General features: G+C 53.7%; 10 protein-coding genes. 7 read left to right on the top strand and 3 right to left on the bottom strand.

What is annotated here, in order from left to right:
• The first annotated feature begins 9 nt into the window (after positions 1–9).
• The 6 genes from HMPREF9412_RS02690 (at position 10) to HMPREF9412_RS02665 (ending at position 9381) form a co-directional block, all read left to right on the top strand.
• Positions 10–2586, top strand: a complete 2577-nt coding sequence (locus tag HMPREF9412_RS02690; RefSeq protein WP_009589711.1) for a DUF5696 domain-containing protein — start codon at positions 10–12, stop codon at positions 2584–2586.
• Positions 2583–3482, top strand: a complete 900-nt coding sequence (locus HMPREF9412_RS02685; protein ID WP_009589745.1) for a carbohydrate ABC transporter permease — start codon at positions 2583–2585, stop codon at positions 3480–3482. Before HMPREF9412_RS02690 ends, HMPREF9412_RS02685 begins: the two co-directional genes overlap by 4 nt.
• 49 nt (positions 3483–3531) lie before the next feature.
• Positions 3532–4527 (top strand): carbohydrate ABC transporter permease, encoded by a 996-nt coding sequence (locus tag HMPREF9412_RS02680; RefSeq protein WP_009589706.1) that lies wholly within the window; start codon positions 3532–3534, stop codon positions 4525–4527.
• A gap of 229 nt (positions 4528–4756) precedes the next feature.
• Positions 4757–5788: a glycosyl hydrolase gene (locus tag HMPREF9412_RS02675; RefSeq protein ID WP_009589749.1), complete on the top strand. Its 1032-nt coding sequence runs from the start codon at positions 4757–4759 to the stop codon at positions 5786–5788.
• A gap of 145 nt (positions 5789–5933) precedes the next feature.
• Positions 5934–8492 carry a glycoside hydrolase family 2 protein gene (locus HMPREF9412_RS02670; protein WP_009589724.1) on the top strand — a complete coding sequence of 853 codons (2559 nt, stop codon included), beginning with the start codon at positions 5934–5936 and terminating at the stop codon, positions 8490–8492.
• A gap of 346 nt (positions 8493–8838) precedes the next feature.
• A complete protein-coding gene (locus HMPREF9412_RS02665; RefSeq protein WP_009589741.1) occupies positions 8839–9381 on the top strand; it encodes an alpha/beta fold hydrolase in 543 nt (180 codons plus the stop codon).
• A 426-nt stretch (positions 9382–9807) separates the two neighbouring features.
• Here the strand turns inward: HMPREF9412_RS02665 and HMPREF9412_RS02660 are convergent, their stop codons facing one another.
• The 3 genes from HMPREF9412_RS02660 to HMPREF9412_RS02650 all read right to left on the bottom strand — a co-directional run bounded on the left by HMPREF9412_RS02660 (position 9808) and on the right by HMPREF9412_RS02650 (position 14671).
• Complete coding sequence (locus HMPREF9412_RS02660) at positions 9808–11628, bottom strand: ABC transporter substrate-binding protein (protein WP_009589760.1); 1821 nt, start codon at positions 11626–11628, stop codon at positions 9808–9810.
• A 78-nt stretch (positions 11629–11706) separates the two neighbouring features.
• Positions 11707–13215 carry an ABC transporter permease gene (locus HMPREF9412_RS02655; RefSeq protein WP_009589698.1) on the bottom strand — a complete coding sequence of 503 codons (1509 nt, stop codon included), beginning with the start codon at positions 13213–13215 and terminating at the stop codon, positions 11707–11709.
• Between the two features lie 13 nt (positions 13216–13228).
• Positions 13229–14671, bottom strand: a complete 1443-nt coding sequence (locus HMPREF9412_RS02650) for an ABC transporter permease (RefSeq protein WP_036671077.1) — start codon at positions 14669–14671, stop codon at positions 13229–13231.
• Positions 14672–14816: 145 nt separating this feature from the next.
• Here HMPREF9412_RS02650 and HMPREF9412_RS33550 point away from each other — a divergent pair, with 145 nt between their 5' ends.
• On the top strand, positions 14817–16559 hold the full coding sequence (locus HMPREF9412_RS33550; protein WP_009589764.1) for an ABC transporter ATP-binding protein: 1743 nt from the start codon (positions 14817–14819) through the stop codon (positions 16557–16559).
• Position 16560: the final 1 nt, after the last annotated feature.

The raw sequence follows: 16560 nt of genomic DNA, 5'->3' as shown, positions 1-16560 counted from the left end.
CCGTGGGCCGTGAAAAAAAGAAAATGGCTGTACACGGTGCTTGCATGTACCGTTATAACGTGCATGGCTGCGGGCTTTCTGATCTACGTGAACCGGGGAGCGCCGGCGGTCGACGTCGCTGCGTACAGTAATGCGGCGGCCGAGACGGCGCAGGGCAGGGAGCTCTCCGCCCTGAACGATTTGACAGGCGGCGTGCCCGGCATGGATCTGGTAGCGGAAACGGAGGCGCTTGCGCTGTATTATCATCCGGACACGACCGAGGTCGCGGTGCGGGATAAGCGGAGCGATACGGTATGGTACAGCAATCCGCCAGACCGGATGGAGGACGGAATTGCTTCGCCTTTCGAGAAAGAAGTGCTGTCTTCGCAATTGACGCTGACGTTCCGGGATGGGATCGGCACGCTTGAGACTTATCCGAATTATACGTGGAGCGTTTTGAACGGGAACTATACGGCGGAAGCCTTGGACAACGGCGTTCGCGTCACGTATACGCTGGGAGATGTCTCGCTTGGAATCGACGCCTTGCCGAAATACATCTCGCAGGACCGGCTGCAGGAGAAGGTGATCAGCAAGCTGGATGCGTCATTGGCCAGATACGTGCAGGCCCGGTATTACCCCATGAAGGATAACCCTGCGATGCTGGAGCGCCTGGACGACCAGATCAAGAAAGAGCTGGTTCTGAAAAAAATGCTGGGCGCTTTCGAGCAGGCGGGCTACACCGCGGAGGATCTTGCCTATGATAACGAAGCGGGCGGAGGGGCCGCCGCAATCGCCTCTTCGAAGCCGCAGTTCAAGATTCCGCTCGAATACCGGCTGGAAGAGGATTCGCTTGTCGTTGCGATACCGCTTGACCAGGTAACGGAAAGCGAGAGTCACCGCCTGCGCAGCGTGGAGCTGCTTCGCTATTTCGGCGCGGCGGGAACGAAGGCCGAGGGTTATATGCTGGTGCCGGACGGCAGCGGCAGCCTGATCCACCTGAATAACGGCAAAGTGAAGGAAGAACAGTACGTGCAGCGCATATACGGCACCGATCCGAATCATAACAGCAGCAGCCGCGGACAGGTGGCCGAGCAGGCGCGAATGCCCGTGTTCGGCATGAAGAACGGGGACGGCGGCTGGTTTGCCGTGATTGAAGAAGGCGACGCCATCGCGAGCGTGTCCGCGGACATCGGCGGGAAGCAGAATTCGTACAATCATGTATTCAGCAGCTTTGCCGTGCGCGGCGAGGATATGCTGGAGCTTTACACCGGAAGTACGGTGCAGGAAATCCAGCTGTTGAATGACAAGCTGTACAACGGGAAGCTGTCCGTCAAATACCGTTTCCTGTCTGGTGAAGAGGCCAGCTACTCCGGCATGGCCCGCTTGTATCAGGAAACGCTTGCGAAGGAAAACAAGCTGGTTCCCCTGGAAGAAGCGGAGGGCATTCCGTTCTATCTCGATATGCTGGGAAGCGTGGATAAACGGAGATCTTTTCTGGGCGTACCGTATGATGCCGTCGTCTCGATGACCACCTTCGAGCAGGCAGGCGAGATCGCCGCTCTTCTGCATGGCGAGGGCATCGCCAATCTCCGGATGCGTTACCTCGGCTGGTTTGGCCAAGGCGTCCATCACAAAACCCCGGTGAAGGTAAAGACGGACAGCGTTGTCGGAAACGCCGCCGACCTGAAGGCACTGTCCAAGCAATTGCAGGACGCCGGCGGCGGGCTGTATCCGGATGTTGCCTTCCAGCATGTCTACCATGACGATGGTGCGTTTACGCCGTCATCCGATGCCTCCCGTTTCGTGACCAGGGAAACGGCAGCGCTGCATCCGTTTGACCGGAACACGAACCGGATGAACTCGTATTACGGCACGTACAACCTGATGTCGCCGGCGAAGCTTCCCTATTACGTGGAGCGATTCACAGGGCAATATGAACGGTTTGGCATGGGGGCCGTGTCATTGCGGGACCTGGGCGATGTCCTGAGCTCCGATTACCGGGTGCAGCGGGTGGTTTTCCGGGAAACCGCGAAGTTTATCGTGACCGATCAGCTGAAGGCGCTGCACGAGGCATACCCGGATACGATGGTTTCCGGTGCTAATGCTTACAGCTGGCCATATGCGGGCCACGTGCTCGATGTCCCGACGTCGAGCAGCGGATTCGGGCTGACGGATGAAGCCGTGCCGTTTTATCAAATGGTCATTCACGGCTACCTGGATTATGCGGGAGCAGCAGTCAATAACCTGAATGAACAACATTTGCGCAAAGCGCTCCTGCAGTCGCTGGAATTGGGAACGGCTCCGCATTTCCTGTGGTCTTATGAACAAAGCTCGAAGCTGAAGTATACGCGTTTCGATGACATGTACTCCACCCATTACAAGGATTGGTTCGAAGAAGCGGTGTCCTTGTACCAAGAGCTGAACGAGGTGCTGGCGCCGATCCGGACGCAGCGAATGGTGGAGCATAAGCGGCATGAAGACGGCGTGGTGGAAGTAAGGTACGAGAACGGCGCCTCGATTCTGATCAATTATACCGATCAAGCGGTTAATGTTAACGGGATCCTGGTGGAACCTCAAAATTACGCTGTAGGTGGTGACCGGGCATGAAAATGAGATTGTCCCTGACTCAGAAAAGATCCATGCTCGGCCTCCTCTTCATCGCGCCATGGCTGATCGGCTTTATCTTTTTGTTTGCCGGGCCTCTGTTTCAATCCATTTTGTTCAGCTTCAGTAAATTGAACATCTCTCCCACGGGCTATGAGCTGGAGCCGGTAGGTTGGAGCAATTTCAACACCGCGCTGTTCGTGGACGCGAACTTCAACCGGATCTTGACGGAGTCGATACTGGGCATGGTGGTGGACGTTCCGCTGATCCTGTTTTTCAGTCTGTTCTCGGCCGTTCTGCTGAATCAGAAATTCCGGGGGAGAGCCCTTGCGAGAGCGATCTTCTTCCTGCCGGTCATCCTGGCGTCAGGCGCGATTTCGGCAGCGGAAACCTCGGGTCTGATCAATCTGGTCGGAAATGCGACGGTGGCGGAGGAGCTTGGGCAAGCCTCCGGGCAGTTCAATGTGCTATCGATGGTGCGCATCTTATCCGAAGCCGGATTTCCCATTACCGTAACCGAGTATATTATCGGAGCGGTCATGAGGATCTACGATATCATCAGCAGCTCGGGCGTGCAGATTCTGATCTTCCTTGCCGCCCTGCAGGCCGTGCCGGGCTCGATGTACGAGGTCGCGAAGATTGAAGGGGCTACCGCTTATGAATCGTTCTGGAAAATCACCTTTCCGATGGTGAGCCCGCTCATCCTGACGAACATGATTTATACCATCATCGATTCGTTCGCGGACAGCACCGTGACCCGAACGATTTATGAGACGGCCTTCAAGACGCAGAATTTCGGGCTCAGTGCCGCGATGGCGTGGCTGTATACCATCGTTATCAGCTTGCTGCTGGTGTTGATGGGAATCATCGTCTCAAGGAAAACCTTTTATCAAAACTAATGGCAAAGAGATTCCTGACTGACGGGTGCAGGAAAAAAAGGAGGTCCTTATGGCATCGATTCGGGATCGCTCGGACGAAACGGCTCAGGAACGACTGAACCGGTTCAAGAACAAGGCGCTGCCGATTCTGTGGGCAGCGTTCCGCTATCTGCTGATCATCGGCATCACATTCATCATCATCTATCCGATCATCACCAAGTTCTCCGTCGCGTTCAAAGACAAACAGGATATTTATAACCCGACGATCTACATGATTCCGGTGCATTTCACATTGGATAATTTCAAGATCGTGCTCGACCTGCTGGATTATTGGCCGCTGCTGCTGAACACGATGATTTACGTATTCATCACGATGCTGCTGACCACGATGTCGACGGCTCTTGCCGGGTATGGCTTTGCGAGGTTCACCTTTCCGGGAAGCAATCTGCTGTTCGGCCTGGTGGTGCTGACGATCCTGATCCCGATGAGCACGCTGATGGTGCCGATGTATTTGCATTTCCGCAGCTTTGACATTCTGGGGCTGGTACACTTGTTTACCGGAAAAGAGGGCATCAACCTGCTGAACAGCTACTGGCCATCGATCATCACTTCGGCCACGGCCACCGGGCTTAAGGCCGGACTGTTCATTTATATCTTCCGCCAATTTTTCCGGGGGCTGCCGAAGGAGATTGAGGAGGCGGCGCTGATTGACGGGGCAGGCGGGATTAAGACGTTTTTTGCAATCATGCTTCCCAATGCGATTCCGCCGCTCATTACGGTGACGCTGTTCTCGTTCGTCTGGCAGTATAACGACACCTTCTATACCTCGCTCTTTATGAGCGAACAATCCCTCATGCCGCTGAAGATCGCTTCGCTGCCAGCGGACGCCAACCAGTTTCTCCCGGCTCTGATGGGGCTCGGTTCATCGGCCAAGGCCGATCCGAACTACGTGGCGCTTGTAGTGGATACGGGGATATTGCTGGCCATTCTGCCGTTAATCGGATTGTATCTGTTCGTGCAGCGCCATTTTGTGGAGAGCGTGGAGCGTACGGGGGTTGTCGGGTAGAGGCTGCTGAGGATGGATGTCGTGTTGCAGGATAGGTATCATATCGCAGGATAGATATTGTATTGCAGGATAGATGCCATGTGCGCAGGATGAGTGCGGGGCGTGGATCAGGTATCGTGCTTGCCCGATAGGTATGCTGCAGGAATTGGGCTGTGCCATTTGGGTTACGGTGAAGGAAATTTGTAGGTTCTTTCATCCATAAGGCAATTACAGGATAGGAGTGAATCGCATGACAAAAGCAAGCAGCACCCGCTATGAGGTTCAGCCGGACTTGATCAACCCGGCCGCTTCCGATGAAGCGAAACGGTTAATGGGTTATCTGTGCAGCATTTACGGCAAGCGGATGCTGACCGGGCAGCAGATTGGCGTTGTGTCAACGCCGGAGTTCGAGATGATCCACGAGGTCACGGGCAAATACCCGGCCGTGGGCGGGTTCGATTTCATGAATTACTCCCCATCCCGGGTGGAGCGCGGGGCCGAGCGTCAAGATACGGATCTGGCGATGAAGTGGTGGGACCGCGGCGGGATCGTGACCTTCTGCTGGCATTGGAATGCCCCGAAGGATCTGATCGATTTGCCGCCGGACCGGACCTGGGGCCGAGGCTTTTACACCAATGCGACAACCTTTGATATCGCACGAGCGATGTCGGAGCCTTCGTCGGAAGAGTATGGCCTTATCATCCGGGATATCGATGCGATCGCTGCCGAGCTCAAGCGTCTGCAGGATGCCGGCATTCCGGTGCTGTGGAGACCGCTTCACGAGGCCTCCGGCGGATGGTTCTGGTGGGGAGCCAAAGGCCCCGAGCCTTGCATTGCGCTCTGGAAGCTGATGTACGAGCGCATGACGCATCACCACGAATTGAACAACCTGATCTGGGTATGGAACGGGCAGCACAAGGATTGGTATCCGGGCGATTCCTACGTCGATATCATCGGGGAAGACATTTATCCGCCTGCCCGGGATTACGGCTCTCAATCCGAGCGGTTCCGCACGGCTTTATCGTATACGGATACGGCAAAAATCATTGCCCTGACCGAGAACGGCGTCATACCCGACCCCGATCTCATGCAGGAGGACGGATGCCCGTGGGCATGGAATTGCACATGGTATGGAAACTTTGTGTTCATAGGGGAAGGAAATAACCGGAGGTATTCCGAAGAGTATACGGATGAGTTGCAGCTGATCCGCACCTATCATCATCCGTTTACGGTCACGCTGGATGAACTTCCGGATCTGAAAGGCCGACGGCCTGATCTGTAAGGCATGCCAATTATAGGCCGCTGCCGCTCGCCGGGAAGCTGATCGTAGAGTGGAGAACGAGCTGAAGTGCGAAAGAAGCCACGTCTGTATGAAGTATGACCCGAACCGCATCAAAATCAATATATAGAGATGGAGAGAGACTATCATGAATTTTAACGTTATGACTTTAAATCAATGGAAATTCAAAGCGTGCGACGAATCCAAGTGGCTTCCGGCCCAGGTGCCGGGCTGCGTTCATACCGACCTGCTGAAGAATGGCATCATCCCCGATCCCTTCTACGGGACGAATGAGCATGACCTACAGTGGATCGATAAGAAGGATTGGGAATATGAGACGTCGTTTGATTTGGATTCGAATCTGAGCGCCCAATCCCGCATCGAGCTCGTATTCGACGGATTGGATACTTACGCCGATGTGTTCGTGAACGGTGCCAAGGTGCTTTCCGCCGATAATATGTTTCGTTCATGGCGGATCGATGTGAAATCGCAGCTCAAGGATTCGGGAAATGTGATTAAGATCCGCTTCCGTTCCCCTATCCAGGAGGATCTGCCGAAGCTTGAGAAGCTCGGATATCCGCTGCCTGCTTCGAATGACCAGTCCGAGGTTGGCGGTATGGGCGACCAGAAAGTGAGTATTTTTGCCCGGAAAGCGCCTTATCATTACGGCTGGGATTGGGGACCGCGCTTCGTGACCAGCGGGATCTGGCGGGAGGCCAGGCTCGAGGCTTGGTCCGAAGTCAGGCTGGATGATTTGTTTATTCGCCAGGATGAGGTTACGGCAGAAATGGCCAGGGTTACGGCCGTTGCCACCATTGCAGCGGAGCAAGCTTGGCAAGGCGTGCTTCGGGTAAGTGCAGGCGGCCAGACATGGGAACAGAATGTTCGGCTGGAGGAAGGCCGTCATTCGGTTGAATTGAGCCTTGAACTTGCCGAGCCGAAGCTGTGGTGGTGCCGCGGCCTGGGCGAGGCCCATCTGTATTCGTTCCATGCCGAGCTGGCGGAAGCAGAACGGACCGTTGCGGAGACAAAGGTTCGAACCGGCCTGCGCAGCGTCAAGCTGATACGGGAACAGGATAGCCGCGGCACGTCCTTTTACATCGAGCTCAACGGCACGCCTGTGTTTGCCAAGGGAGCGAACCATATCCCGAACGACAGCTTCATAACGGAAGTGACGACGGAACGCTATCGCCATGAAATCGCGTCCGCAGCGGAATCGAACATGAACATGCTGCGCGTATGGGGCGGCGGTATTTATGAAGAAGACGTCTTTTACGATCTGTGTGATGAATACGGGCTCATGGTATGGCAGGATTTCATGTTTGCTTGCAGCATGTATCCAGGCGACGAGGCGTTTCTGGAGAACGTGCGGCTGGAAGCGGAGGAGAACCTCGTCCGTCTGAGGAATCACCCGAGCATCGTGCTCTGGTGCGGCAACAACGAGATTGATTCCGCTTGGGCGCACTATGAAGAAAAGGGCGGCTGGGGCTGGAAGCAGGACTATACCGAGGAGCTCCGCGAAAAGATCTGGAGCGACTACGAAAAGGTATTCCACGAAATTCTTCCTGAGGCCGTAACCGGTTATGCACCGGGAGCGGAGTATTGGCCTTCCTCCCCGCTGGTATCGCTCAGCCATGACAAGGAGCAGCACGCCAATCCTTCCACGACGAGCGGGGATATTCATTACTGGGGCGTGTGGCATAACACGGAGCCGTTTGACAACTACAACGTTTACGTCGGCCGATTTATGAGCGAGTACGGGTTCCAGTCCTTTCCGGAACCGAAGACGGTGCGGACATATGCGGAAGATCGCGATATGGAGCTGGAGTCGAAGGTCATGCTGGCTCATCAGAAGAACGGTGCCGGCAACCGCTTAATCAAGAGTTACATGGATCAATATTATAACGAGCCGAAGGATTTCGAGGCTTTCCTGTACATGAGCCAGATCCAGCAGGGCGAAGCGATGAAGACGGCGATTGAAGCCCACCGCCGCAACAAGCCGTATTGCATGGGCACGCTGTATTGGCAGATGAACGACTGCTGGCCGGTCGCTTCGTGGGCAGGCATGGATTACCTCGGCAGATGGAAGGCGCTGCAGTACGTGGCCAAGCGCTGCTTCCGGGATGTCAGTCTCTCGGTCGAATCCAAGGAACAAGAGATTCGGGTTCATCTCGTATCCGATATTTCAGAAGCGGTTCAGGGCACGCTGAAGGTTCAGTTATTCGATTTTAACGGAAAAGAGCTCTACGGATCCGAGCAGCCGATCCGTGCGGAAGAGCAAGCGTCGCTCGTTGTATTCCGGGCTGCGGCCGATGAGCTGCTCCACGGACATGATCCATCCGAGGTCGTGCTGCTGGCGCAATGGCTTCAGGATGGAGTCGTGGTTGACAGCAAAACATTCTATTTCGTGAATGACAAGCATCTTCGTCTGCACAGTCCGGCCATCAGCGTAAAAGAAGTCGAAGGAAGCGATGGTACGGCGTTTGTGCTGGAGAGCAACGTGCTTGCACGCCACGTTTGGCTGTCCGCCGAAGCGGAAGGCTTCTACAGCGATAACTTCTTTGACCTGATTCCGGGCATCCCGGTGACCGTATCCTTCAGCCGCCGAGATAACGGGGAGCAGGCATTTGTACCAGGCAAGCCGGGCCGGGCCGAGGTTCGGTCCATGGCCGATTGCATCGATCCGTCAATGGTGCTGACGGTTTAATTCATCCTATAATCGATCCGCTAAAAAGAGCCGCCCCTACAACCGATTCTGGTGTGGGGCGGCTTTGTTAGTCTTTAATGGAGCCAAGAATTTGATACTGAAACGGCAAACCATTTCTTTGTCGGCTTCATCATAAGCCGGGGATCCCGGGGGGCGACACCTTGATATCGACATACCTTTATTCTGTGATAAAGAGTATGCCGAGAGTTTCTGATACGGGTCGGATGGGGTCAGATGTCAGCAAACGAAAAGAAGTCCGGCATGCTGCTATCAGTTATTCTAGGTTGGTACACATCCTGTTGGACATGCTCATACCCATAAGCAAAGATCAGGAAGGAGACGGATCATGAAAAAACAAGTTTTGTTCATTCATAGTGCCGGCCCGCAAGGCAACGGCCAAGGAAGCAGCGGCTTGATCGCCCATTTACAAGAACGGCTCGGTGAAGCTTATCATGTCTTATCTCCCGGCATGCCGGATCCGGATTACGCTCTATGGAAAGCGCGGATTGCCAATGAAATCAAGGCATTGAATGGAGAGGTGCTGCTGGTAGGTCATTCCCTCGGCGGCTCCGTGCTACTGAAATATCTTTCGGAAGAAGACTGCCAGCTAACCGTCTCTGGACTGTTTTTGATCGCCGCCCCCTATTGGGGCAAAGAAGATGATTGGCGGAGTGAAGATTTTAGATTGCCTGATTCTTTCGCCACCATGCTGCCTCGCATATCCAGTCTGTACCTGTACCACAGCCGCCACGATCCCGTGGTGCCTTTCGCGCACGCTCAGCACTACGCGAAGCAACTCCCCCAAGCTGTCACCCGAGAATACGAGGGCGACGATCACTATTTCTGCGAGGGCTTGCCCGAGCTTGTAGATGATATCAAGCGCCTGTAATCCAAGGCATCAATCTTGGTAAGCCCCCCCTGTATATGTTAATTACAGGGGGGCTTCCTCTCACTCCCCCCTCCCCAAAAAAAGGCGAGAGTAGCTGCGCCGCGGCTATCATTCGTCCCTTTTTATGGCTAATGTGAGATGTATCGAAACATGAGCTAACAACGGACTACTTAAGGTAGTGCTCCAGCGGAGAAGGCGGAATGATTCTGGAGAAGCGAAGCGGTCTCCTTTGCCCCCGGATTTCTACTTTGGCCCATTCATTCATAGAAATCTGGGGGCAACAGAGATCGGAAGAATCATCCGCATGCGGAGCGATGCAAAGAACTACCCCCATTGCGATGCTATGGGAGCCACCCAGAAGTTAAGCGGCAGAACCTCGCATCAAAAAAAGACGACATCAGCTTTTCGCTAATGTCGTCCTCTTTTTTACTTGCTCGCTTTATATGCGCTCAAGAATTCCTTCACCTTCGCCGGATCGGCTACCAGCTCGTTGCCGGTTTTGACGATTGGGCTGACGGTGGAGTAGGCTTTGATTTTGTTGTTGTTGTAGTAGGCCAGGATCTCATCCTGGTTGATCGAGTAGAGCACCGCTCTTCTCAGATCGTCGCTTGTCGCCACATCACGGTTCTTCGTATTGAACAGCAGGTAGGATACGGCGTTGCTTTCGATCGTTTGCAGCTTCAGCTTGCTGTCGCCTTTCACTACGTCGTATTTCGTTTCAGGCACGCCGTAGTACAGGTGGATTTCGCCGCTGCGCAGTGCGGAAAGCGTGCTGTCCGCATCTTTGATAAAGCGTACTTTCACTTGCTCGATTTTCGGTTCGTGCTCCGTGCCCTTCATGTAGCCAGGGTTTTTGAAGAAGGTGGCTTCATAGTCATTTTTGGAAGACAGGATATACGGACCGCTTGCATACAGCGTGTTGTTGTATTTATCGCCTTCGGTTACCGTGTTCTGATCGCCGTAAGGGATGTCTTTGTTCACGTCGAATTTCTCAACGTCATACGTATTGATGGATTCAACTTGCTTCTTCGATACGATACCGGCCGATTGGTGAGCCAGGTAGTTCAATACTTGCGGGAACGGCTCGGTTGTCGTCAATTTGATGACTTGGTATTTGCCGTCTTTCGTGCTTGCTTGATTCTTGTCGTCGACAAGGGAAGCGATCTTGGTATCCAAGTCGGCTTCCAGCGCTTCCTTGACGCTTTCGCTGCCGCCGGAAACCTTGGTGTTTTCCAGCACGCTCAGGTCGGTTACGGCTTCAACGGTATTGATGTGCTCGTGAAGCGTGTAGGTACGATGATCAGGCACCGAATTTTTGTCTTTCGCTCTGTTCATGGAGAAGATGACATCGTCCGCGCCTACGCGCTCGCCGGAATCTTCCGCTTTTTTGTTCGTGATTTTTGCAAAGTTAATGTCGTCTCTAAGAATGAAGTAGTACTCCGAGTTGCCTTCGCCGATGGCATGGTTATAAGACAGCGAGCCTTCGGACGTGATCTTGTCATCATCGGTCAGGTTGATCAGACGTACGTTCATGTTGGTGTTGATGATGTTAATGGAACCGTCGTTGCCCTTGATCGGGTCAAGCGAAGTCAGTTCAGAGATCGATTGGGACAGAATCAGCGGCTGCGTCGCACGCTTGGATTGGTCTTTGAAATCAACGGCTTCCCAAGGCAGGGAACGGGATTTCGAAAGACGAACGGAATTCTCGTCCAGCACATCCTTGTTGAATGCTTGGCTCTTCAGGGAGATGTACAATGGAGCGATGTAGGCTTTGTCCGTTACCAGACGTTGTTCGAGCTGCTTGTAAGTCTGAGCGGCGTCTTCCGGCGTTTGCGTGGCCGCTTGGTCGATCAGCTTGTCCACTTCCTCGTCAGACATAATGCTGTAGTCGCCGCCGGTTTTGAACAGGGAACGAACGGCATAGTCAGGGTTACCCGTTACGGTTGTCCAGCTGGACAGCGCGATGTCGTAATTGCCGGCATCCTGCTGTGCCTTGAAGCTGCCGTAGTCCGGCTGCAGATTCAGCTTCACGTTGAAGCCGTTCTTGGTGAGCTGGTCGCGAATGATGTTGACATCGGATTCGTTAGAGCTCATGCCAAGCAGTTCGATATTAACAGCGGATGTGTCTGTAGCTGTATCCGCTGGTTCTTGCTGATTTTGCTGTGCATCATCTTTGGTTGTTACGTTGCATCCGGCCAGTACGATGACCAGCGAGAGGAACAATAACAGCAAGGAACTCTTTTTCATTGGTGATACCCTCCTGAGTTGTATATATATAGAATATTTTTTGAAACCAATGTTAGTGTGCCAATGGCACGAAAAGCTTTAATCCAGCTTCGGATCGAGCGCATCCCGCAGTCCGTCGCCCAGAAAGTTGAAGGACAGGACAAGCGCGATGATGGCCAGACCCGGATAAATCGCCAGGTACGAATGCGTCTCAAGGTACGTGCTTCCGATCTTCAGGATATTCCCCCATTCCGGGATATGCGGCTCGACGCCGAGACCCAGATAACTCAAGCTGCTCGTCGAGATGACGGCTGCACCAATGGTTAACGTCGATTTGACGATCATGGGCGCGAGTGAGTTGGGAACGATATGCTTGAAAATAATCGAAAAATTGCTCGAGCCGAAAGCTCTGGCCGCATCGACGTACTCAAAGGTGGAGACCAGGAGCACATTCGCCCTCATGGTTCTTGCATAAGTCGGTATAGCCCCTACGCTGAGCGCCAGAATGAGGTTGACGGTATTGGCTCCGAATGCGGCAATGATCGCAATGGCGAGCAGGATGCCCGGAATGGCGTACAGCACGTCCAGCAATCGCATGATGACGTTGTCGGTATGGCGGCCATAGTAGCCGGAGACGGCACCGAGAATGCCGCCGATGACAACCGGAATCGCCGTAGAAGCGAATCCGACGATCAGCGAGATGCGGGCCCCGAATACGATCCGGGAGAACAAATCCCGGCCGAAGTTGTCCGTACCGAAGGGGTACGCCAGGCTTGGCGGCTGCAGGATGGCGCTGTAGTTGTTATCGATCGCAATGCTGTAATCGAAGGTAAACAGACTGGTCACCGACAGGCAGAACAGGAAGATCACGAAGAACAGTCCGGACATGGCCGTCGAATTGGCAGTAAGCTTTACCCATACGTCGCCCCAGCGGGTCATCGCGGGATTGCCGTTCTTGCGGATCTTCGCAAGAAGGTTGATGCCGAGCACCAGAGCAAAAATATTGCCCGTTGCCGCAGTCAGAATGATCGGAAAAGCAAGCCAGGTCAATGCTGGATGCGCATAATTCGATTTTACGTACCTGGCAACGAGGATAAGCGCAATCAGCTGAATGACGGCTATAACCAAAAGCACGGCCATGGCCGGCAGGAACGTATTCGAGACGTAAGGCTTGAACAGATTCAGCGCCGATATCGCGATGGCAAACAGCTGGGTTAACAGCATGTAAACGGCGATCGTATATTCGGGAGGCTTCTGTTTTTTGATCAGATTGAAACCGAACGTGACGGTAAACAGATTCCCCGTAACGATGCTCAGCAGCTGAACGTAACCCAGGATCCTGGTCGAGCGCCGGATTTCTCCGTCCCTTTGAAGATCCCTTCGGATCAGCAGCGTAATGATGATCTGTATGATCGTAAACAGTGCATATGCCGCAAAGGCGGTGAACACCCACGGTTTAATGGTTCCCCCAGTGAAATCAAAGCTGTTCAGAAGCAGGATCACCGTTAAGGTCAGAGAGATAACCCATGTGAAGCTGGCTTGACTGTACTCGTGTGAGGATTTCAGCTGGTGTTTGGTTTCTTGTTTGGAAAGAAGCTTCTTAATCATGAGTACACCTGCTTTAGTATTGTTTCATCTTGGATCTGATCCGTGGATCGAAGAATGCGTACAAGATATCGATGATGACGTTCACCAGCGATATGGTGATGGCGGTGTAAACCACGCCGCCCATGATGGCCGGGATGTCAGGGATAAATTGTTTATCCACGATGTAGCTGCCGATACCGCTGATGTTGAACACCTTCTCCGTAACGGCGGAACCGCCGAGCATCCCGCCGAACTGAAGTCCGATGACGGTAATGATCGGAATGATGGCATTGCGGACAGCATGCTTCATCAGAATGGTGCGCTTGCCGAGCCCCTTCGCTCTGGCTGTGATCATATAATCTTCATTAATGACCTCCAGCGTGGAGGAGCGCGTCATTCGGGCCACCGAAGCGGTAAGTCCCGTCCCGAGCACGATCACCGGCATGATCATGGACAGCCAGTTCTCCGGATTGAAGGTGGCGGGCAGCCACTGCAGCTTGATCGAGAAATTCAGAATGAAGATCAGTCCCTGCCAGAAGTTCGGAATGGACAGCCCGATCAGCGCGATGAACATAAACGTATAGTCAAAGAACGAATTCGGTCTCGTGGCCGAGATAATCCCGATCGGCAATGCGATCGCAATCGCGAGGATCAACGAAATGACCGTAAGGGTCAGCGTGATCGGAAACTTTCTGGCGATGCTGGAGGTAATCTCTTCGTTGCCCGAGAAGGATTTGCCGAGATCGAAATATGCGATGCCTTTAATGTTGTTCCACAGCTGCGTCAGATAGCCCTGATCGAGTCCGTGCATTTTGTTGAAAGCCGCGATCTGTTCCGGCGTTGCCGTCTCGCCCAATATGTTGGCCGCGGGGTTAAACGGCGACAAGTGAAGAATCGTAAAGACGAGGACCGCTACGCCAAAGATAACGAATACCGTCATCACGAGTCTCTCCAAAATATATTTCAGATAGGGATTGCTGTACAAAAAAATAAGGATGTACATCAGCAAGCCCGGAATAAGTGATATAATGAAGAACAACGGGTTCTCGATGAGAGAACCGAACGTATCGGCCAGAGTCAGCCGTTTGCGATTGTTCAGCTTCAGGTCCTTGGCGGTCCGATCCTTGAGGACTTCACGGAACCTTGCCTCTGCGATCTTGTCGACTTCCTGCCGGAGCTGAGCCTCGCTGATTTTTTGCTTGAAAAACTCATGCTTGCGTTTCTGCTGCTCCATCATCTCGGAGCGAAGGGCCTCCAGATATCCGGCGGCCAGCATCTCGCTGCGTATGCGGCTCTCAGCGGCCGCGTAGTCATCCTTCTTCCGCTGAACCAAATAAAATAGGAAGACCACGAGATTCACGGGCGCTCCCAGTAATAATAGTAAGTATCTATAAGAAGGATTCAGAAGGATCTTACTGTATGTGCTGCTTATCGAACTTATGAGTCTGTTTGGTCTTGCTGCTTCTGTCCCCCCCATAAGGTGCCTTTCCTCCTTGTTTCAAATTGCATTATTCCGAGTGATATAGTATATTTTATTTTAGCCTATTTTAAAAGTCAATAGATTATAAGAGTTGTAGAGTATATTACTTTAATGACATAAGCATAATGGCAGGTGAGCAGAGTTGGAACCGATATTGCAGGTTAAAAATTTGAGCGTGGCCTTTCAATCCCGTGATTCAGAATTTCACGCGGTGCGTGGGGTCAGCTTTGAAGTGAAGAAAGGGGAGACTCTCGGAATCGTCGGAGAATCCGGGAGCGGCAAAAGCGTCACGGCACGCTCGATCATGCGGCTGCTGCCTTCCCCGCCTTCTTATATGAAGGATGGAGAGATCCTGTTCCTTGGCCAGAACCTGGCCGAGAAAACCGAGAAGGAGATGGAAAGCATCCGGGGACGCGATATCGGGATGATTTTCCAGGATCCGATGACCTCGCTGAATCCGACCATCCGCATCGGGGAACAAATATCGGAAAGTCTGGTCAAACACCAGAAGCTGTCCAAGCAGGAAGCGAAGCAGCAGGCGCTTGAAATGCTCAAGCTGGTCGGCATCCCGAACAGCGAAGCGCGGTATAATCAATACCCGCACGAGTTCTCGGGCGGCATGCGGCAGCGGGTGATGATCGCCATCGCCCTGGCATGCCGACCTGCGCTGCTGATCGCGGACGAGCCGACGACGGCGCTTGACGTAACGATTCAGGCCCAAATCCTCAATCTGATGAAAAATATGCAGGAGCGCTTCGGTTCCTCCATTATATTGATCACGCACGATCTCGGCGTCGTGGCCGGTATGTGCGACCGCGTGGCGGTGATGAAGGACGGCGTGATCGTGGAGACGGGAACGACGGAGGAGATCTTCGAGAATCCTCAGCATCCCTATACCCTGAAGCTGTTAAACGCGCTTCCGCGCCTCGACGAGAAGAAGAAAGCGAAGCCGGCGCCGATAATCGTGCCGAGCACGGATTACAAAGGACCGCTGTTAGAGGTGAAATCCTTGAAGCAGTATTTTGATATGGGCAAAGGGAACGTGCTTAAAGCGGTGAATGATATCAGCTTTCATATTCAGGCGGGGGAGACCCTCGGGGTCGTCGGCGAATCCGGCAGCGGAAAATCAACGACGGGACGAGCCATCCTTCGACTTCATCAGCCGACGGGCGGAGAAGTGCTGTATCAGGGGATGTCCGTGAATCGCCTCTCCCCTTCGGAAATGAAGGCCATGCGGCGCCACATGCAGATGATCTTCCAGGATCCGTATGCTTCGCTGAATCCCAGATTGAAGGTCGTGGACATTATCGGCGAAGCGCTGGATGTCCATAAGTTAACCGGCAGCAAGCAGGAGCGGAAGAAGCGGGTCGAGGAGCTGCTGGATATGGTCGGACTGGATCCGGCTTATGCGACGCGTTACCCGCACGAGTTCTCCGGCGGCCAGCGACAGCGGATCGGGATTGCGCGGGCGCTGGCGGTAGAACCGAAATTCATCGTGTGCGATGAGCCGCTCTCCGCGCTCGACGTGTCGATCCAATCGCAGATCGTGAAGCTGCTGGAGGAGCTGCAGCACCGTCTGGGCTTGACCTATCTGTTCATTGCGCACGACCTGTCGATGGTGAAGCATATCAGCGACCGCGTTGCCGTTATGTATATGGGCAAGATCGTCGAGCTCGCGGAAAGCGAGGAGCTCTACTCCAATCCGCAGCATGATTATACGAAGTCCTTGCTCGCGGCGATTCCGGTGCCCGATCCGAAGATCGAATCCAAGAAGAAACGGGTCCTGCTGGAAGAACGCACCGGAGAGGATAAATATAATCTGGAGCATTCCGAGCTTGTGGAAGTATCGGAGGGCCACTGGGTGGCCATGCCGACCGGAGCCTAAT

It is taken from the genome of Paenibacillus sp. HGF5, from assembly GCF_000204455.1.
Lineage (GTDB): Bacteria > Bacillota > Bacilli > Paenibacillales > Paenibacillaceae > Paenibacillus_AQ > Paenibacillus_AQ lautus_A.
This window is presented reverse-complemented; position numbering and strand designations above follow the sequence as displayed.

Bases quoted from the DNA above. Each gene is read 5' to 3' on its own strand.
- HMPREF9412_RS02685 (WP_009589745.1), top strand. From the start codon at position 2,583: ATGAAAATGAGATTGTCCCTGACTCAGAAAAGATCCATGCTCGGCCTC.
- HMPREF9412_RS02680 (WP_009589706.1), top strand. From the start codon at position 3,532: ATGGCATCGATTCGGGATCGCTCGGACGAAACGGCTCAGGAACGACTG.
- HMPREF9412_RS02675 (WP_009589749.1), top strand. From the start codon at position 4,757: ATGACAAAAGCAAGCAGCACCCGCTATGAGGTTCAGCCGGACTTGATC.
- HMPREF9412_RS02670 (WP_009589724.1), top strand. From the start codon at position 5,934: ATGAATTTTAACGTTATGACTTTAAATCAATGGAAATTCAAAGCGTGC.
- HMPREF9412_RS02665 (WP_009589741.1), top strand. From the start codon at position 8,839: ATGAAAAAACAAGTTTTGTTCATTCATAGTGCCGGCCCGCAAGGCAAC.
- HMPREF9412_RS02660 (WP_009589760.1), bottom strand. From the start codon at position 11,628: ATGAAAAAGAGTTCCTTGCTGTTATTGTTCCTCTCGCTGGTCATCGTA.
- HMPREF9412_RS02655 (WP_009589698.1), bottom strand. From the start codon at position 13,215: ATGATTAAGAAGCTTCTTTCCAAACAAGAAACCAAACACCAGCTGAAA.
- HMPREF9412_RS02650 (WP_036671077.1), bottom strand. From the start codon at position 14,671: ATGGGGGGGACAGAAGCAGCAAGACCAAACAGACTCATAAGTTCGATA.